Source organism: Nocardia wallacei (genome assembly GCF_029868745.1).
GTDB lineage: Bacteria > Actinomycetota > Actinomycetes > Mycobacteriales > Mycobacteriaceae > Nocardia > Nocardia wallacei_B.
The window spans coordinates 1-18,790 of record NZ_JARWOP010000301.1; the positions used below are offsets into that span (position 1 = coordinate 1).

Below are 18,790 nucleotides of genomic sequence, written 5' to 3' on the forward strand. Positions count from 1 at the left end.
GGGCCGGCGCCGGCGGGGGCGGGGCCCCCCCCCCGGCGGGGGGGCGGCCGCGGGCGGGGGGGGGGGGGGCGGGGGGGGGGGGGCCGGGGCCCCGCACCCACATCCAATCTGACCCCGCCCCGGAGGCTCGGTGTGGTTCCCGGTGAGGTGTCGCCCGAAGAGCTGCGGTTCGACCACGAAATCCGCATGACCCGAACCGATCTGCTTCAGCAGGCCGGTATCGATGAGAAATTCCTCGCCGAACTGATCCGCGCCAATCTGATCACTCCGGGTGCGGCCGGTTTCTTCGACACCGAAGCGGTCACGCTGGCGCGTACCGCCAAGGCGCTCAGCGAATTCGGCTTGGAGGCGCGGCATCTGCGCGCGTTCAAATTGGCGGCCGATCGGGAGGCGGCGATGGTCGCCCAGATCGCCGCGCCGATCGCCAAGGGGCGCGACGCCGACGCGCGCGCCCGCGCGGAGGAGACGGTACGAGAGCTGGCGGCGCTGTCGCTGACGCTGCACACCAGCCTCGTGAAGACTGCGGTGCGCGCCGCACTCGGTAGCTGAATTCTTCGCCTAGACTCGGTGATACGGCCGACCCCATCGTGCCCGTGGGGAGGGTCGGCGAGCATGGGAGGCAGTGCGATGAGTGAAATGCGTGTGATCGGCATCCGTGTCGAGCAGCCCCAGAACCAGCCCGTGCTGCTGCTCCGCGAGGTGGACGGTGACCGGTATCTACCGATCTGGATCGGGCAGGCGGAGGCGACGGCGATCGTCTTGGAGCAGGAGGGCGTCACGCCCATCCGCCCGCTGACCCACGACCTGATCAAGATCCTCATCCACGATCTCGGGCACACCCTCAAGGAGGTCCGGATCGTGGATCTGCAGGAGGGGACGTTCTATGCCGATCTGGTCTTCGAGAACGACCTGCGCATCTCGGCCCGGCCGTCGGATTCGGTCGCGATCGCGTTGCGCGTGGGTTGCCCGATCTATGCCGAGGAGCCGGTGCTGGAGGAGGCCGGGCTGGTGATGCCCGACGAGCGCGAGGACGAGGTGGAGAAGTTCAAGGAGTTCCTCGAGTCGGTCTCGCCGGACGATTTCAAGGCCACCGACAGCTGAACACCGAAAGGTGCATATCGCCCCGGTCATCGATGTGATTTAACCCTCAGGTAGAGGTCGAGAAACACGCCGCACGCGAAGCTTGGTCCGGTGCCGCTGCTGCCGGGACAATCGAGAGAGTAGCCTCGACAGTTAGGCCGTTGTTCGCACCGGCGGAAGCAGTGAGGGAGTAGTCAGTGGGAGACGAACCACAGCAGACTGGATCTGATGCGCGGCCCACCGCGGCGGTGCAGCCAGGACTGTTCCCCGACGACTCGGTGCCCGACGATCTGGTGGGTTACCGGGTTCCGAGCGCATGCCAGGTGGCGGGTATCACCTACCGCCAGTTGGATTATTGGGCCCGCACCGGCCTGGTCGTGCCCTCGATTCGCAGCGCCACCGGCTCCGGGAGTCAGCGGCTCTACTCCTTCAAGGACATCCTGGTCCTCAAGATCGTCAAGCGCCTGCTGGACGCCGGTATCTCGTTGCAGAACATCCGCATCGCCGTCGACCACCTGCGCAGCCGCGGGGTCGAGGATCTGGCGGGCATCACCCTGTTCTCCGACGGCACCAGCGTCTACGAGTGCACCTCCCCGGAAGAGGTCGTCGATTTACTGCAGGGCGGGCAGGGCGTGTTCGGTATTGCAGTCAGCGGCGCCATGCGCGAGCTGACGGGCGCGATCGCCAACTTCCCGGCCGAGCGTGCCGAGGTCAGCACCGCCAGCGACCGTCCGGAGGACGAGCTGGCCTACCGCCGCAAGGCGCGGATGAACCGCAAGACGGGGTAGTGGTCCAGGTCGTGTGTCCGGGTCGGTAACACACCGGACATCCGGTACCGCATAAACTGGCGAGTGCGTCGCCGCCGTGCGGGAGAGTCCCGGGTCCGTCCCGGGCGCCGAAGGAGCAGCACCTCCCCGTCAATCTCTCAGGCATCAGGGACCGCACGGACCATCGACGCCTCTGGAAAGAGGTGGCTGCACACAATGCAGGCCACCCGCCCATGGGGAAAGGGCGTCCACGCGTCGTGCCCGCACGCCGCCGGACCCTGAATCTCTCAGGCGCCACGACAGAGGGGGAGGGCCCGAAGTCGTCGACGACGCCGTCGACCTCCGCCCGACCCCTGGGAGCTCTGCCGTGACTCGTTCCTTCGCCGACCGTCATATCGGCCCCGACGCCGACGCTATTACACGGATCCTCGAGACCATCGGCATCGAATCTCTGGACGGCTTGGCGGCTCTCGCCGTCCCTGCGAGCATTCTCGACGCCCCGGCCGGCAACGGACTGTGCGTGCTGCCCGCGGCCGCGTCCGAGCACGAGGTGCTCGACGAGCTCGCGGCGCTCGCGCACTCGAACACCGTGGCCGCGTCCATGATCGGCCTGGGCTACTACGACACGCTGACCCCGCCGGTGCTGGTGCGGAATCTGCTGGAGAACCCGGCCTGGTACACCGCCTACACGCCGTACCAGCCGGAGATCAGCCAGGGCCGGCTGGAGGCGCTGCTGAACTTCCAGACCATGGTGGCGGACCTGACCGGCATGGAGGTGGCCAACGCCTCCATGCTGGACGAGGCGACGGCGGCCGCGGAGGCGATGACGCTGCTGCGGCGTGCCAATCGGACCAGCAAGTCGGCCCGGCTGCTGATCGACGCCGATCTCTTCCCGCAGACCCGCACGGTGCTGCAGACGCGCGCCGAGCCGCTCGGCATCGAGATCGTCGAGGCGGAGCTGGCCGGGGGCGCGCTGCCCGAGGGGGACTTCTTCGGCGTTCTGGTGCAGGTGCCCGGCGCCTCCGGCCGCATCACCGACTGGACCGATCTGATCGCCGCGGCGCACGACCGCGGCGCGCTGGTGGCCGCGGGCGCCGACCTGCTGGCCATGACATTGATCACGCCGCCGGGCGAACAGGGCGCCGACGTATGTTTCGGCACCACACAGCGTTTCGGTGTGCCGCTCGGATTCGGCGGCCCGCACGCCGGTTATCTCGCCGTGCGTTCGGCGCATGCCCGGCAGCTGCCGGGGCGGTTGGTCGGGGTGTCCAAGGACGCCGACGGCCACCTCGCCTATCGGCTGGCGTTGCAGACTCGCGAACAGCACATCCGCCGCGAGAAGGCGACCTCCAACATCTGCACCGCACAGGTGCTGCTGGCGATCGTGGCGGCGATGTACGCCAGTTATCACGGCGCCGACGGGCTGCGCGCGATCGCGCGGCGCGTGCACCGGCACGCCGAGCAACTGGCGGCCGGGCTCGGCGAAGCCGTTGTGCACGAACAGTTCTTCGACACCGTGCTGGTGCACGTGCCCGGCGGGGCGGAGGCCGTGGTGGCCAAGGCCAAGGGGCGCGGGGTGAACCTGCGCCTGGTCGACGGCGACCATGTCGCGGTGGCGTGCGACGAGGCGACCACCGAGGCGCACGTCGCGATCGTGCTCGACTCCTTCGGCAGCGGTCCCGTGGAGCCGGATGCGCCGGGCCTGCCCTCGATCGAGACGCGTACCTCGCGGTATCTGACCCATCCGGCGTTCACCCGGTACCACACCGAGACCGCCATGCTGCGTTACCTGCGGCAGCTGTCCGACAAGGATATCGCGTTGGACCGCAGCATGATTCCGCTCGGTTCGTGCACCATGAAGCTCAACGCCACCGCGGAGATGGAACCCATCACCTGGCCGGGATTCTCCCGCCTGCACCCCTACGCCCCGGTGGAGGACGTGCCGGGCCTGCTGCGGGTGATCGAGGACCTGGAGTCCTGGCTCGCGGCCCTCACCGGCTACGACCGGGTCAGCCTGCAGCCCAACGCCGGCAGCCAGGGGGAGTACGCCGGACTGCTCGCCATCCGCCGCTATCACCTGGATCGTGGTGACACACACCGGGATACGTGCCTGATCCCCTCCAGCGCGCACGGCACCAATGCCGCCTCGGCGGCCATGGCCGGGCTGCGGGTCGAGGTGGTGAAGTGCCGCGAGAACGGCGATGTCGACCTCGACGACCTGCGCGCCAAGATCGCCGACCACGCCGACCGGCTGGCCTGCATCATGATCACCTACCCGTCCACCCACGGCGTGTACGAGCACGAGGTGGCCGAGCTGTGCGCGCTGGTGCACGACGCCGGGGGACAGGTGTACGTCGACGGCGCGAACCTGAATGCCCTGGTGGGACTTGCCCGTCCGGGCCGGTTCGGTGGCGACGTGTCGCACCTGAATCTGCACAAGACGTTCTGCATCCCGCACGGCGGCGGTGGCCCCGGCGTGGGGCCGGTGGCGGTGCGCGAGCATCTGGCGCAGTATCTGCCCGGCGATCCGCTGGAGCCGGGCTCGCACGCGGTCTCGGCGTCGCGCTACGGTTCGGCCTCGATCCTGCCGATCACCTGGGCCTACATCCGCATGATGGGCGCCGACGGGCTGCGGCAGGCCACCCTCACCGCCATCGCCTCCGCCAATTACATTGCGCGGCGGCTGGATTCGTACTATCCGGTGCTGTACACCGGCGCGGACGGCACCGTGGCGCACGAGTGCATTCTCGACCTGCGGGAGATCACCAAGCGCACCGGCGTCACGGTGGACGATGTGGCGAAGCGCTTGGCGGACTACGGTTTCCACGCCCCGACGATGAGCTTCCCGGTCGCGGGCACGCTCATGGTGGAGCCTACCGAAAGTGAAAACCTCGAGGAGCTGGACGCTTTCATCGACGCCATGGTCGCCATCAAGGGCGAGATCGATCAGGTCGCCGCGGGCGACTGGCCGGTCGAGCACAGCCCGCTGCGCGGCGCCCCGCACACCACCGCCTCCCTCGTCGGCGAATGGCCCCATCCGTACTCCCGCGAAACCGCCGTCTTCCCGCAGGGCCTGACACACCCCCGGCCCAAGATCTGGCCCGCCGTCCGCCGCATCGATGGCGCCTACGGCGACCGCAACCTGGTCTGCTCCTGCCCGCCCCTGGACGCCTACACGGACTGAACGGACTACAGCAGCGTTGGAGAGAGGTCTGCCCATTCGGGATTGGTGGCCTCTATCAGGCGAATCTTGCGTTCGCGCCGCCAGGTCTTGAGCTTGCGCTCGTGCAGGTAGACGGCGGCCAGGCTCTCGGCGTGCTGGTACCAGACGAGGGTGTGGATGCCGTGTCGCTTGGTGAAACTCTCCACCACGTCGTTGCGGTGTTGCCACACCCTGCCCACGAGATTGCTCGTGGCCCCGATATAGAGCACCCCGCGCGGTTCGCTGGCCATGATGTATACACACGGTGGCACATGCCATGCTCTCCTCCTCCCCACCCGGAGAGCATGGCACGAGCCACCGACAAGTCAGGGGGTGGTGAGCGCCTTCATGACGGCGGTGCCGAAGGCCAGGTCGTTGGAGCCTGCCAGGCGGGTGTAGGTGCCGCCGGTCTTCTGCGCCAAGGTCTGCAGGGTGGGGGTGCCCTGGCCGCCGACCACGATGATGTCGATGCGGACCGGGTGGGCCGGGTCGGTGGCGGCGGTGATGTCGGAGATCAGCTTGTCGCCGGTGATGGTCGAGTCGTCGTTGGGACCGCCGGTGATCAGCAGGATGCTGTTGGTGCGACCGGCCGCGTGACCGGAGACGGCGCTGCGGTAGGCGGCCTCCAGGGTCGGGTAGGTGCGGTCGGTGCGGCTGGTGGTGGCGGTGACGTTGCCGAGCGACTTGGCCAGCTCGACGCGGTGCTGCTGGGTCAGCGGCCCGGTCTCGGAGAGCACCTCGTACGGGTTGCCGTCGCCCTCGTCCCCGGCGTAGGTCCAGACGCCGAGACCGAAGTCCGGCGGCATGGTGTCCATCGTCGACTGCAGCGCGCCCAGGGTGTTCGCGAGGCGGGTGAGCGAGCCGTCGGTGGCGCCCATGGCGGCCGAGGTGTCCAGCAGCACGGTCGACTGCACGCCGAGCACCGGATTGGCGAGCACGGATTTCACCTGGTCCAGCGTCGACTTGGGCGGGACCGGGGTGGCCGTGGGCAGGGCGGCGTCGAAACCGTTGTCCGCGAACAACTTCTGCTGTTCGGGGGCGCGCAGGTAGTCGGTGAACATGCCGGCGAGCAGGTTCTGCGTCTTGTCCACCCATGGGCCGGTCAGCAGCGCGGCGGGAAAATCGGCCACCGGCGTCTTCGCGCCGTCGGGCCGGAACTCGGTCGCCCCGCCCGACTGCTTCAGTTGCTGCTCGGTAACTGCGGTGGCGTGGATGGTGTCCGCGGCGTCTCCGGGCGCGCCGACGAGGCTGGCGAGCGCGCCGGTGGCGTCGTCGGATCGGGGCGCGTCGGCGGCGAGGACGGAGATCGCCGAGATCACCTGTCCGGACCGGGCGCCCTCGTCGTTGAGCGGGTCCGCGCCCGACACGTTCGACCCGACCGCGAGGGCGGCGGCGAGCGTGGCGTCGCCGCCCGGCATCGCCATGCGCAACCCGCCCCAGCCGTTCAGCCCGATCTCCCCGAGCGAACCCTGTTGCAGCCGAGGCAGATCCGACCAGCCGGTCTTGGCCTGTTCCAGCGCCTGCCGCAGCCGGTCGGGCACGGCCAGCACGATGGGGCTGGACGCCACCGAGGCCGGTGCGCCTTCCATCAGCCCGGGCACCCTGATCTGCTCGATCGACCGCGACGAGTCGGGAATCCACAGCGCCGGCCGCGGCCCCAGCTTCGCATCCCACTGCCCGCTGCCGAAGGTCGCGGCCACCGCCGCGGACGGCTGCACGGCGACGGCGACGGCGGCGCAGTGATCGCGCACGTTGGGCTTGGTCGCGTTGTAGCGGTCGGCCGCGGCCCGCACCGGCGCGGCGATGTCGGGATCGACGGTGACCGCCAGCGTGGTCTGGCCCTCGACGCACTCTCCGGCGGCGCTGCGATCCGAGGAGGCGGAGTGTCCCCGCAGCCAGAACCAGCCACCCACCGCGGCCACCGCCAGTAGCGCCGCCACCACCGACACAACGAGACCCTTACTCACGCCCCGCGATCCGCTGGCGCTGCGATGTGTACCCACGGTGCACCAGTGTATGTTCACGCGAAGTTTGCCGCCGAGGCCCGTAGGTGTCCGCTGTCCGGGCAGCTGTCGGCATTCGCGCCGCAAACGGACCGGCCTGCCTCGTACCGTCTCACCGGAAAGCGCTCGGCCGGAACGGAGTAGGGATCCGGGCCGGGACGACGGCCGCCGAAACGTGCCGGGAGCAGGCATGACAGCGGGGCGGCCGAGGTGTTCGCCTCGGCCGCACCGGGCCGGCGGTGAGTTATTCGCGGATCATGCGTCCACGGTCGTACTCGTGGCCGCCCCACACACCGGACTGACTGGTGGTGGCGGCGAACTCGGCGCACTGCCGCCGGATCGGGCAGGCGGCGCAGACGCTGCGTGCGTAGTCGAAGTCCTGCGACGGGTACGGGAACCACGCGTCGTGATTCGGGTCACCCTTGCAGGCGGCCTCCTCCCAGCTCTGCGAATCCGAGAGCGGGAGCAGATCCACCAGGGTGAATTCCTGCACTGCGTTCGTCATATCGGATCCCCTCCTTTCTCGGGTTTCAGGCGGTGGCGGTCAGGTCCTTCCAGATCCGCCGTTGTCGTTTGGCCATGTCGTTGGGCGCCTTGGGCTCCCACAGCAGCCGCATACCGGCCTCTTCCGGTGTGCGGTCCGCCTTGCGCGTGTTGCACGGCCCGCACGCGGCGATCAGGTTGCTCCACGTGTTCGGACCGCCTCGGCTGCGGGGCCGGATGTGGTCGACGGTGCGAGCCCAGCCGGCGCAGTAACCGCAGCGGTGGTCGTCGCGCCGCAGCACACCGGCGAGGGTGGCCCGGCTGTCGTCGTGCACCAGCATCCGGTGTTCCAGGTAGACGTAGCGCAGCAGCCGAATCGTCTGCGGCAGTGCGATTTCCAGGTGCCGGGACCGGATGGGGAAGTAGGGCTCGCGGTCGGCGACGGTTTCGGCCGTGCCGGTGATGAGCAGTACCACCGCCCGGTCGGCGCTGATGTCGGTGAGCGCCTCGTAGGAGGCGTTGAGCACCAGGACCCCGGCGTGTATCCAGTTGTCGGGCGTGGGAGCCGCGTCGGCGGCACGGCGGAACAGCATGAGCGTCACCAGGTTTCGGCAGGAATCGGGCTACGAATCGGGGGAGGGCAGGTTCAGGCCTGGCTCGGGAGGCGGCCGGGTTCGTGCGAAAGCCGCTGTAGGGCAAAGCTGTTCATCGCCGGGATATCGTCCGGATGCATCGGCCACCTCCTCCTTCCTGGTGTTCGTCGAATGTCGCGACCCCGGTGGGCCGCTTGATCATCGTCCTCATGGTGACACAGCGTTACCGCCGCTGTCGGGTCATTTTTCCGGTCACGGCGACGCGTTGGTCAACGAATGCCCGGCCGTGGTGACATGTGCGGTCAACGAATGCCCGGCCGTGTTTGTTCCGGTACGGGCGCGACGTCGGCGTGATGGTCGATACGTTGGAGGACAGGCGGTCTGCCGTCAGGTGTCCAACCAGTGCTCGATCTCGTCGAGCCGGGCGACGGCGTGCAGGATCGCGCCGTCGCTGACGTCCAGCAGCCGCCATTCGTAGGGCGAGCGGGGCGCGCGCACCAGGCGGTATCCCGCGCGGGTGGCCCGTACCGTGAGGTCTCGGACGTGGGCCGATGCCGCGTCGGGGCGGATCGTGTGGAGATGTCGTTCGGGCTGAGTCATGAGGTCTTCCCCCGGGGTCGGTTCCGGTATTTCACCGGTGACAAGGAGTCGTCGCGGCGGGGGTCGGCGTCGTTACGGGTGCCGTCACCGCCGGTATACACGCTCCCCGTGGGCGGTTGGTCACGAGACATATTCCAGCGCAACAGCTTTCGCTGCGGCGAGGTGGTCTGGTGCTGCCTGGCGGGAGGTATGCGGCGGGACTCGATCGCGTAACACTTCCGCGTCATCGGGCCGCACGTTTTGTAACGAAGGGGTGGCTGGGGCACATTCCCGGGGAACGGGGTGGTCATCGTCACGCCATCGTCACCGCCCGCGGCGAGCCTTGCGCGAGCCTGAGCCGAACACCACCACCGGCATCCCCTTTACCCAGGCCGACCAGACTCTCGTCGCCAAGCTCGCCAAACCGGGTTATCGCACTGCGGAGACGACTTCCCGGGTTGCTTCGGCGAGTAGGGCGTTGTCGGCTTTGGCTTCCGGGGCGCGTTGGTGGGAGAGGAGGGCGATTACGAGAGGGTCGCCCTGGGAGGTCCAGGTGATCGCTACGTCGTTGGCGCCGCCGTTGCTGCCGCCGCCGGTCTTGTCGGCGACGGTCCAGCCGGTGGGGACGCCGGCGCGGATGCGGGTGTCGCCGGTGGTGTTGGCGAGTAGCCACTCCTTCAGCCGGGCGCGTTCGGGTTCGGGGAGTGTGTTGCCCAGCACCAGGTTTCGGTAGTCGGCGGCCAATGCGGCGGGGGTGGTGGTGTCGCGCTCGTCACCGGGGGAGACGTCGTTCAGTTCCGGTTCCCAGCGGTCGGAGCGGGTGATCGGGTCGCCGATCGAACGCAGGAACGCCGTCAGTGCGGGTGGGCCGCCGAGGAGCTTCAGGATCTGGTTACCGGCGGTGTTGTCGCTGACCGTGATCGCCGCGTGGCACAGCTCCGAGACGGTCATACCGGTGTCTACGCGGATTTCGGTGACCGGTGAGTACTCGACGATCTCGTCGGCGGAGTAATGCACGACCTGATCGAAATAGCCTGAGCCGAGCGGATGTTCGCGGAGCAGCGCGCCACAGGCCAGCCCCTTGAACGTCGATGCCATGCCGAACCGCTCATCACGCCGGTACCCGACCTCCCGCCCGCTGGCGACGTCGACCGCGTACACGCCCAGGCGAGCAGTATGCCGATCCTCCAGCGTCGCGAACGCGGCATCGGCCGGAGCCGAAGACTTTGCCGTGCCCGGGGAACCGGCCGGACGCGCCGGTTCCGTCGAGCCACACCCCGACACCAGGCCCGCGACGGTCACGACCGCCGCCACCCCCGCCCCGAACTTGCTCATCGCCATCCCTACCTTGTACTCGACAACCCCGCCGCCCTCGCACTCGAGACCCGGTCGTGGGTGTAATTCGGACAGATCGGAACTTCGCGACCGGCGATCGACCTGCTAGTGTCGCGGGGCTGAAACTAATGGATCATCGTTCCGCGTCAGTCGTGGTGAACGATGACCCGTCATTGGGGAGGGAAATCTATGTCATTTGTCATGAGGTCGCTAGCGGTCGCGGTCTTCGCCGTCGCGATGGGGACCGCCACGACGGGAATCGCCTCGGCCCAAGCCGGTGCGATCGTCTCTTGCGAAACCAAGACCGCATCCGGCGGCTCCAGCCGTGTGAACGGACACGCGTCCGCCGCTACGACGGGGGAGGCCAAGGAGAAAGCCTTGGCGAACGCGAAGCGCCAGCTGAGCCCGGGCGAGCACATCACGCGCTGCGACTGGCGATAACGGCAGACCGGGGCGTATGCCCCGGTGGGCGCGTGCCGGGTGAGCGCAGTGCGGCACAGCCTCGAACGACAAAGCACCACCATCGCCGGCTGAACGGTGCGTTCAGCCGGCGATGTGTAGGTCGAAGCCGGTTGTGCCGGGGGATTCTCGGCCGGGTTCCAGGCGCAGGGTGCGGTCGTAGTCGCCGCCGGACTGGGGGCGGTAGGGGATGGGGTCGAGTTTGTCCAGTTGTGAGAGGCGTTCGCGCAGGTTGTCGGCGACTTCCTCGAAGCGGTGGTCGTCCAGGCGGAGGGTGCCGTAGACGGGGAACGGTGGGAGGACGTCCATGCCGGGGTAGTAGAGGATGCCGTGGTTGATGGGGTACAGGAGGTCGTCGAGGCGGCCGTTGATGCCTCGGTCGGAGTAGGAGGGTTCGCGGCCGCCGATCGAGACGACCAGCATGGCGCGCTTCCCGCTGAGTACGCCCGCGCCGTAGCGGGGGATGGCCGTCCCGCCGGCGCCGTAGGCGAAACCGCAGGTGAACACGCGATCCACCCAGCCTTTGAGGATGGCGGGCATGGAGAACCACCACAGCGGGAAGTGCAGTAGCACGGCGTCGGCCCACAGGAGTTTCTCCTGCTCGGCACGGATGTCGGCACCGAGGGACCCGGTGTCGTACGCCTCGCCCGAGGCGAGCATGAAGTTGGTCTCCTCGACCTCACCGAAGTCGTCGGTGTCGGCGTGTGCCTTCCAGCCCATGGCATAGAGGTCGCTGACCGCGACATCGTGCCCATCGGACCGGAGCTGTTGCACCGCAATGTCCTTCAGGGCTCCGGTGAGGGAGTCCGGTTTCGGGTGCGCGTAGACGATCAGGATGTTCACACCCGCGGGCAACGCACTGTCATATCGAAGTATTCCGAAGTGACAGATCGAAATATTCTCCCCAGTGATGGGTAACAATGAGACCCCTGGCGCAATTGTGCTACTACACTACGGAACTCTAAGCCGCGGTGGGTGTCTCGGGGTTGGCGCACGACTCGGCCGTCGGTCCGGTGCTTCTACTTGTCGATCGTGGGGTGTGCCCATGTGGGCTTGGCGTGTCTTGGTTGCGGTGTTACTGCTCGCCGGGGCGCCGGCGCTGGTCGCGCGGGCCGACCCGCCCGACCCGAATCCTCCTGTGCCCGGGGCGATCTCGCTACCGCCCAGCTTGTCGATACCCGACCTGCAACAGTGGATCGACTCGGTCGTGCCCCGCCCGGAGATTCCGGCGGCGCCGACCCCGGCGGTCGAATCCGCCGACGCCTCGACCCCGGCGATCACGACCGCGGCGCTCCGGTCGGCGGTGCTGCCCGACGACGTCGGCGATCCGCTGTTCGACGCGTGGCCGGCGCACCTCGCGGCCATGACACCCGGTGACGTCGTCGAGACCAGGGACATCACCCCGGCCGCGGCCCCCTTGCTGACGCTGCCGCTCGCGTCGCCGCCGCGCCAGGTGCTGCAGGTGAAATACCGCACCAGCGATTCACGCGGCGAACCGTCCTTCGCCACCGCCTCCCTGGTGCTCCCGGCCGCGCCGTGGACCGGCCCGGGGGCCCGCCCGGTGCTGGTGAACAATCTCGCCGTCGACGGTCTGGGCCGCCGGTGCACACCCGGATACACGCTGGCACACGGCTATTCGGACACCACCAACTCCGCCGACTTCTTCCCGCCGCTGAGCCAGCTGGCGCTGGTGCGCGGGTACGCGGTGCTGATCCCCGACCACGAGGGTCCGCACATGGCCTACGCCGAGCCGTTCGTCGCCGGGCACGCGGTGCTCGACTCGGTGCGCGCCGCGCGAACACTGCTCCCCGCCGAACTCGGCGACAGCCACTATGTGATGGCCGGCTACTCCGGCGGTGCGATCGCGACCCGGGCCGCCGCCGCGCTGATCGACTCCTACGCACCCGATCTGGCGGGGTCGATCACCGGCGCGGCAGTGGGCGGCGTGCCCGCCGACTTCCGCATGCTCGCCCGGACCATGAACGCCAACCTGGCCTCGGGCGTGTTCATGGCCGCCGTGTTCGGTATCGGGCGTGAGCACCCGGAGATTCTCACCTCCATGAACAACCTCGCGCAGCAGGTGACCATCTCGCCGTTGAAGAACACCTGCATGAACCTGATCGCCGCACCCGGCGCGCTGCTGGCGCCGATCGACATCGCGGCGAACACCCCGGATCCGCTGCACGGCCCGGTGGCCGAGCAGGTATTCCGCGCGACCGATATGGCGGACCTGAAATCCGCTGTGCCCCTGCTGGTCTACAACGGCGCGCACGACATCTGGATCCCCGCGGCCGGTGCCGAACAGCTGTTCCGGCAGCAGTGCGCCCTGGGCGTGGCGGGAATCTATCGCAGCGTGCCGGGCGAACATTTCCTCGCGGGCGACACGGGCTGGCCCTTGCTGATCGGCTGGCTCGACGCGCGACTGCGCGGCGAACCCGCACCGAACGAGTGCTGACCGGCACGGTCAGGGCCGGATGCCGTCCCACTGCGTGACGGTGTAGGGACGGTGCCCCGGCGTGCCGTCCCACCGGCTCAGGAGCAGCGTCAGCGAGTCCGGTGACGCGCTGCCGGGATGGATGTAGCCGCCGTAGAGGTTGGGCAGCCGCGGCTTGCCCCAGTGTCCCGCGGGCCACGTATTCTTGCCCGCCACTTGCGTTTTGGGTTCCGACCACACCGCGTCGGGCCGTGGCGCCGTGCGGGTGCGGATGCTGTAGTCGCTCGCGTCGAAGTACGACATGCAGTACATGCCGCCGATGAGCTTGACGCTGAACTCCCCGATGTTATTGCCGGGGGCGAAGATCGAGCTGGGCGCGGCGTCGCGGGTCCAGCCCCAGCGGTCGCGGGTGAATGCCCAGTTCTCCTGCCGGTCGAACGCGCCGTGATAGAAGTCGCGCGGGTCGAACCGGAACAGCTGGATCCGCCCGCCGTCGGCGGCGAAATGGTGACTTCCGTTCCAGGCCTTGGAGAAACAGTAGAGGTGACCGTCGGGATCCACCCCGGCGAAGCTCCACATCGTATACAGCGACCCGTTGCTGCCGAGCGCGTCCCCGTTCCAGTGCTGCTCGAAATCCTTCCAGCTCGCACCGTGGTCGTCGGAGTAGGCGATGCCACCCAGCGCCGAGCCGTCGTTCGGGCTGTCGGGCGGAATCCACCGGTGCACCGAGGTGTATTGGATGAACAGCCGCTCCTGCCCGTCCACCGTCAGGGCGATGGCGTCGTTGGGAATGCGGGTGACCTCGGTGACGCCGAAACCGTTGTCCGCGTTGTGCTGATAGTCGAACGACTGCGCGCAGCGCGGGCCCGCCTGCGCCGCGGTGAATTCGATGGCGGTCGCGCCGCTGCTGTCGAATGCGTCCTGGTACAACACGACCGGCGAACCGATGTGGGTGCCCGACGCGCCCGGACCGTCGAACACGTCGCCGAAGACGTACCCCCAGCCGCCGTCGTGGCGCCGATACGGAATGCCGAGGTCGCCGGAGGCCAGCCCGAACCGGCTCGCCGAGTCGCCCGCATTGTCACAGAGCATGGTCCCCCGTTGGGGCATGGTGGATTTCCTCCCTGCTGCCGGATGCCTCTGTCGAGGATCGCATCCCGGGGTACCCACCGGACAAGACGCGAAATCCCCTGGCAGGTCAACGTCTGCCAGGGGATTGCCGCGGATCGGGTTGTGGCCCAGCGCCGCCGGATCAGTTCTTGGCGGCCAGTGCCTTGGCCTCGCGGCGGCGGCGGTGCAGGATCGGCTCGGTGTAGCCGTTGGGCTGGCGGGCGCCTTCCAGGATCAGCTCCTTGGCGGCCTGGAACGCGACGCTGCCGTTGAAGTCCGGCGCCATCGGCCGGTAGCCCGGGTCACCGGCGTTCTGCCGGTCCACCACGGGCGCCATCCGCTCCAGGCTTTCCACGATCTGCTCGGTCGTGACGACGCCGTGCCGCAGCCAGTTCGCCATCAGCTGACTCGAGATGCGCAGGGTCGCACGGTCTTCCATGAGCGCCACATCGTTGATGTCGGGCACCTTGGAGCAGCCGACGCCGTGATCGATCCAGCGCACCACGTAGCCGAGGATGGACTGCGAGTTGTTGTCCAGCTCGTTGCGGATCTCCTCGTCCGACCAGTTCGGGTCCGCCGCGAGCGGGATCTCCAGGATCTGGTCGACGGTGGCGCGGATGCCGCCGCGGGCGATCTCGTCCTGCCGCTTGAACACGTCCACCAGGTGGTAGTGGGTGGCGTGCAGGGTGGCCGCGGTCGGCGAGGGCACCCAGGCGGTGGTGGCGCCGGCGCGCGGGTGGCCGATCTTCTGCTCGAGCATGTCGCGCATCAGATCGGGCATCGCCCACATGCCCTTGCCGATCTGCGCCTTGTGCTGCAGGCCGGTGGCCAGGCCGGTGTCGACGTTCCAGTCCTCGTAGGAGGCGATCCACTGCTGCTTCTTCATATCGGCCTTGCGGACCATCGGCCCGGCCTCCATGGAGGTGTGGATCTCGTCGCCGGTGCGGTCCAGGAAGCCGGTGTTGATGAACACCACGCGGTCACGGGCGGCGTCGATGCAGGCCTTCAGGTTGACCGTGGTGCGGCGCTCCTCGTCCATGATGCCGACCTTGAGGGTGTTGCGGGGCAGGCCCAGCACGTCCTCGACGCGGCCGAACAGCTCGTTGGTGAAGGCCACCTCGTCGGGTCCGTGCATCTTCGGCTTCACGATGTAGACCGAACCGGTGCGGGAGTTGGACACCCGGGCCTTGCCGCGCAGGCTGTGGACCGCGATGAGCGAGGTGAACAGGCCGTCGAGAATGCCCTCGGGCACCTCGTTGCCGTCCTTGTCGAGGATGGCGTCGCTGGTCATCAGGTGGCCGACATTGCGGACGAACAGCAGCGAGCGGCCGTGCAGCACCAGGTCGGAGCCGTCGAGCGCCTTGTACACGCGATCGGGGCTCATCGTGCGGGTGAAGGTCTTGCCGCCCTTGCTGACCTCTTCGGCCAGGTCGCCCTTCATCAGGCCGAGCCAGTTGTGGTAGCCGAGCACCTTGTCCTCGGCGTCCACGGCGGCCACCGAGTCCTCGAAGTCCATGATCGTGGTGACCGCGGACTCCAGGACCACGTCCTTGACGCCCGCGTCGTCGGTCTTGCCGATCGGGGATTCCGGGTCGATCTGGATATCGATGTGCAGGCCGTTGTGCTTCAGCAGCACCGAGCTCGGCGCGTCGGGCTCGCCGAGGTAGCCGACCAGCGCGGAGGCGTCGGCCAGGCCGATGTCGGTGCCGTCCTCCAGAGTGACCTCGAGTTCGCCGTCGACGATCTTGTAGGCTTTCGAGCCCACGTGCGAGCCGGTGATCAGCGGCACCGCGTCGTCGAGGAAGTTGCGGGCCCACTCGATGACCTTGTCCCCGCGGACCTTGTTGTAGCTCGTGCCCTTCTCCGCGCCGTTGGCCTCGGAGATGGCGTCGGTGCCGTAGAGGGCGTCGTAGAGCGAACCCCAGCGGGCGTTGGCGGCGTTGATCGCGAAGCGCGCGTTCATGACCGGCACCACCAGCTGCGGGCCGGCGGTGGTGGCGATCTCGTCGTCGACGTTCTGCGTGCCGATCGCGAAGTCGGCGGGCGCGGGGCGCAGGTAACCGATCTCGGTGAGGAACTGCTTGTAGGCGGCCTTGTCGTAGCCGGCGCCCGGGTTCTCGGCATGCCAGGCGTCGAGCTTGCCCTGGATCTCGTCGCGCTCGGCCAGCAGGGCGCGGTTGCGTGGGGCCAGATCGTTGATGACGCCCTCGGCACCGGCCCAGAACGCGGCGGAATCTACGCCGGTGCCGGGGAGCGCCTGATTCTCGACGAAGTCGTGGAGAACACTCGCAACCTGAAGCCCGCCGACCTGAATCCGCTTTGTCATCTACTGCCTCATTTCGAGATAGCCGGATCGAAAAAGTACGACTGTCATGTTACTCGGCGGTAATCGCGCCGCCGCAGCCCACCATGCTCGAGCCTTGATCGTAACGGCCGGCGCATTTAATGTACTGAGCGGAACATTTCATGGCGAGAGCAAGGGCGGTGCCTGCGATGGAGCGGTCGTCGACGGCCAAGGTCGCCGTGGTGCGCCGGCGCGGACGCCCGCCCGCGACGGCGGCGGCGCAGACGCGCGCACGCATCGTGGCGTCGGCCATCGAGTTGTTCGCGGAGAAGGGTTTTCACGGCACCGGCGTCGCCGAGATCGGTGATCGTGCCGATGTGCAGCGCGGGGCGCTCTACTACCACATCGGCTCCAAGGAGGAGCTGCTGTTCCAGATTCTGCGCGACTACATCGAGCGAATGCTCACCGAGGCCCGCGCCATCGCCGACGGGCCCGCCGAGCCGGTCGCCAAGCTGCGTGAGCTGATCCACAGTCACGTCCGGCTCATCGTCGCGCACCGGCGCGAGGTCGCCATCCAGCTGCGCGATGTCGCCGCGCTCACCGGCGAGCGCGCCGACGATCTCCAACTTCTGCGCGACCAGGTGCAGCAGTGCTGGCAGCGGGTGATCGACGCCGGGCACGCGGCGGGCGCACTGCGCACCGCCGACCATGTCGTCACCAACGGCGTGCTCGGGATGTTGAACACGGTGACGTTCTGGTACCGCCCGCACGGCGGGCACTCGCCGGACCGGATCGCCGACATCCTCGCCATCACCGTCCTCGAGGGAATCACACGCACGAAAGGCTGATCATGGCTTGGGATTTCGAGACCGACCCGGAATATCAGGAGCAGCTCGACTGGGTCGCGGAATTCGTCCGCACCGAGGTGGAACCGCTCGACCTGCTGCCCGATCTCAACCCGTACGATCGCGCCGACCCGCAGGTCCGGGCGCTGCTGCGGCCACTGCAGGAACAGGTCAAGGAGCGCGGGCTGTGGGCCTGCCACCTCGGGCCCGAACTGGGCGGGCCCGGCTACGGACAGCTCAAATTGGCGTTGCTGAACGAGGTGCTGGGCACGTCGATGTGGGCCCCGCTCGTCTTCGGTTGTCAGGCGCCGGATTCCGGTAATGCGGAAATTCTCGCCCACTTCGGCACGCCGGAGCAGAAGGAGCGGTATCTCCAGCCGCTGCTCGACGGTGAGATCGGCTCCTGCTACGTGATGACCGAGCCCACCGGCGGTTCGGACCCGACCTCGTTCCGGGCCCGCGCGGTGCGCGACGGCGACCACTGGGTCATCAACGGCGAGAAGTGGTTCAACACCGCCGCCGAGCACGCCGCGTTCCATATCGTCATGGTGGTGACCGATCCCGAGGCGCCGCCGCATCAGCGGCTGTCGATGTTCATCGTGCCCGGCGGCACCCCGGGGCTGGAGATCGTGAAGAACTTCGAGGTGCACGGCTTCAGCAAGCACGAGGGGCATCTGCGGTTCACCGACGTCCGGGTGCCCGCCGATCATCTGCTCGGCGCCGAGGGCCTCGGCTTCGTGGTGGCCCAGACCCGGCTCGGCGGCGGGCGCGTGCACCACGCCATGCGCACGGTCGCCATGGTGCGCAAGGCTTTCGACATGATGTGCGAGCGCGCGGTGTCGCGACCGATGGGCAAGGGCGTGCTCGGCGGCAAGCAGATGACCCAGGAGCGCATCGCCGACAGCTGGATCGAGATGGAGCAGTTCCGCCTGCTGGTGCTGCGTACCGCCTGGCGCATCGACAAGGAACAGGACTACCGCGCGGTCCGCAAGGACATCGCCGCCATCAAGGTCGCGATGCCCAAGGTGATGCACGATGTCGCCCGCCGCGCCCTGCACCTGCACGGCGCCCTGGGCGTCAGCGAGGACCTGCCCTTCGTCGACATGATGAACTACGCCGAGGTGATGGCGATCGCCGACGGGCCAACCGAGGTCCACAAGATCACCCTCGCCAAGCAGGTCCTCGGCCAGTACGCCCCCGCCGATCCCGTATACCCGAGTGGCTACCGCCCGGCGCTGCGTGAGCAGGCTCGTGACCTGGTGGCTCGCAAACTGGAACACACCGTCGGCAACCTCTGAGACCGTCCGGTTTTTCTCCCCGAACGATGCGGGGGGTTGGCGTATTCGCGTCACCCCCGCTGCCCGGCGAGCGGTTCCACTACCCTGGGCGGCGCAAGTGCAAGTCACCTGATGTGAGGAATCGCGATAACAATGGGCAGTACCGCTATCGACGTCGTCAATGTGCTCATCGCACACGCGTACGCGTTCTGGAACTGGGTCGCCACCGGCTCCGCCGGCTTTCCGCCCCTGTAACCCCTCGAGGCGCATAGCCTCCTGGGCTCGCCCGGTCCCCGTCGCCGGAACCGGACCCGAACGCCCCACCGCTGTCGTGGGGGG

The 18,790-nt window shown here is 68.3% G+C and carries 17 protein-coding genes and 1 riboswitch; of the genes, 8 read left to right on the top strand and 9 right to left on the bottom strand.

Annotation, left to right across the window (positions count from 1 at the left end; genetic code table 11):
* The 4 genes from QH470_RS27875 to gcvP all read left to right on the top strand — a co-directional run.
* Positions 1-549, top strand: a 549-nt coding sequence (locus tag QH470_RS27875; protein WP_425302795.1) for a MerR family transcriptional regulator, incomplete at its 5' end; no start/stop codon positions are given.
* Between the two features lie 78 nt (positions 550-627).
* The gene (locus QH470_RS27880) at positions 628-1,101 is read left to right on the top strand and encodes a bifunctional nuclease family protein (protein WP_280275327.1); all 474 of its coding nucleotides are present in this window, start codon (positions 628-630) and stop codon (positions 1,099-1,101) included.
* Between the two features lie 176 nt (positions 1,102-1,277).
* Positions 1,278-1,868, top strand: a complete 591-nt coding sequence (locus QH470_RS27885; protein ID WP_280275328.1) for a MerR family transcriptional regulator — start codon at positions 1,278-1,280, stop codon at positions 1,866-1,868.
* Positions 1,869-1,937: 69 nt separating this feature from the next.
* A riboswitch (glycine riboswitch) is annotated at positions 1,938-2,032 on the top strand.
* 182 nt (positions 2,033-2,214) lie between these two features.
* Positions 2,215-5,031 carry an aminomethyl-transferring glycine dehydrogenase gene (gene gcvP, locus QH470_RS27890; RefSeq protein WP_280275329.1) on the top strand — a complete coding sequence of 939 codons (2,817 nt, stop codon included), beginning with the start codon at positions 2,215-2,217 and terminating at the stop codon, positions 5,029-5,031.
* Between the two features lie 5 nt (positions 5,032-5,036).
* On the opposite strand, the gene QH470_RS27895 is transcribed toward gcvP, so the two are convergent.
* The 6 genes from QH470_RS27895 to bla form a co-directional block, all read right to left on the bottom strand.
* The gene (locus QH470_RS27895) at positions 5,037-5,321 is read right to left on the bottom strand and encodes a GIY-YIG nuclease family protein (protein WP_280275330.1); all 285 of its coding nucleotides are present in this window, start codon (positions 5,319-5,321) and stop codon (positions 5,037-5,039) included.
* A 54-nt stretch (positions 5,322-5,375) separates the two neighbouring features.
* A complete protein-coding gene (locus QH470_RS27900) occupies positions 5,376-7,016 on the bottom strand; it encodes a substrate-binding domain-containing protein (RefSeq protein ID WP_280275331.1) in 1,641 nt (546 codons plus the stop codon).
* A gap of 280 nt (positions 7,017-7,296) precedes the next feature.
* Positions 7,297-7,557: a WhiB family transcriptional regulator gene (locus QH470_RS27905; RefSeq protein ID WP_280275332.1), complete on the bottom strand. Its 261-nt coding sequence runs from the start codon at positions 7,555-7,557 to the stop codon at positions 7,297-7,299.
* 25 nt (positions 7,558-7,582) lie between these two features.
* Complete coding sequence (locus QH470_RS27910) at positions 7,583-8,128, bottom strand: HNH endonuclease (protein ID WP_280275333.1); 546 nt, start codon at positions 8,126-8,128, stop codon at positions 7,583-7,585.
* Positions 8,129-8,515: 387 nt separating this feature from the next.
* Complete coding sequence (locus QH470_RS27915) at positions 8,516-8,728, bottom strand: VOC family protein (RefSeq protein WP_280275334.1); 213 nt, start codon at positions 8,726-8,728, stop codon at positions 8,516-8,518.
* 408 nt (positions 8,729-9,136) lie between these two features.
* Positions 9,137-10,042 (bottom strand): class A beta-lactamase, encoded by a 906-nt coding sequence (bla, locus tag QH470_RS27920; protein ID WP_280275335.1) that lies wholly within the window; start codon positions 10,040-10,042, stop codon positions 9,137-9,139.
* 201 nt (positions 10,043-10,243) lie between these two features.
* On the opposite strand from bla, the gene QH470_RS27925 reads away from it, so the two are divergent.
* Positions 10,244-10,483: a hypothetical protein gene (locus tag QH470_RS27925; protein ID WP_280275336.1), complete on the top strand. Its 240-nt coding sequence runs from the start codon at positions 10,244-10,246 to the stop codon at positions 10,481-10,483.
* Between the two features lie 102 nt (positions 10,484-10,585).
* Here QH470_RS27925 and QH470_RS27930 read toward each other — a convergent pair whose 3' ends face one another.
* Positions 10,586-11,356, bottom strand: a complete 771-nt coding sequence (locus tag QH470_RS27930; RefSeq protein WP_342228471.1) for an NAD(P)H-dependent oxidoreductase — start codon at positions 11,354-11,356, stop codon at positions 10,586-10,588.
* A 190-nt stretch (positions 11,357-11,546) separates the two neighbouring features.
* Here QH470_RS27930 and QH470_RS27935 point away from each other — a divergent pair, with 190 nt between their 5' ends.
* On the top strand, positions 11,547-12,956 hold the full coding sequence (locus QH470_RS27935) for a lipase family protein (RefSeq protein WP_280275337.1): 1,410 nt from the start codon (positions 11,547-11,549) through the stop codon (positions 12,954-12,956).
* A gap of 9 nt (positions 12,957-12,965) precedes the next feature.
* Here QH470_RS27935 and QH470_RS27940 read toward each other — a convergent pair whose 3' ends face one another.
* Together QH470_RS27940 and QH470_RS27945 are read right to left on the bottom strand one after the other, a co-directional pair.
* Positions 12,966-14,045, bottom strand: coding sequence for a DUF4185 domain-containing protein (locus QH470_RS27940; RefSeq protein WP_280275338.1), 1,080 nt, complete (start codon positions 14,043-14,045; stop codon positions 12,966-12,968).
* Between the two features lie 142 nt (positions 14,046-14,187).
* Positions 14,188-16,371 (bottom strand): malate synthase G, encoded by a 2,184-nt coding sequence (locus QH470_RS27945; RefSeq protein WP_280275339.1) that lies wholly within the window; start codon positions 16,369-16,371, stop codon positions 14,188-14,190.
* A 167-nt stretch (positions 16,372-16,538) separates the two neighbouring features.
* Between QH470_RS27945 and QH470_RS27950 the strand changes: the two genes are divergently transcribed.
* Both QH470_RS27950 and QH470_RS27955 read left to right on the top strand, forming a co-directional pair.
* Positions 16,539-17,177 (top strand): TetR/AcrR family transcriptional regulator, encoded by a 639-nt coding sequence (locus QH470_RS27950; RefSeq protein ID WP_280275341.1) that lies wholly within the window; start codon positions 16,539-16,541, stop codon positions 17,175-17,177.
* Between the two features lie 2 nt (positions 17,178-17,179).
* Positions 17,180-18,472 carry an acyl-CoA dehydrogenase family protein gene (locus QH470_RS27955; protein ID WP_187683520.1) on the top strand — a complete coding sequence of 431 codons (1,293 nt, stop codon included), beginning with the start codon at positions 17,180-17,182 and terminating at the stop codon, positions 18,470-18,472.
* Positions 18,473-18,790 lie beyond the last annotated feature (318 nt).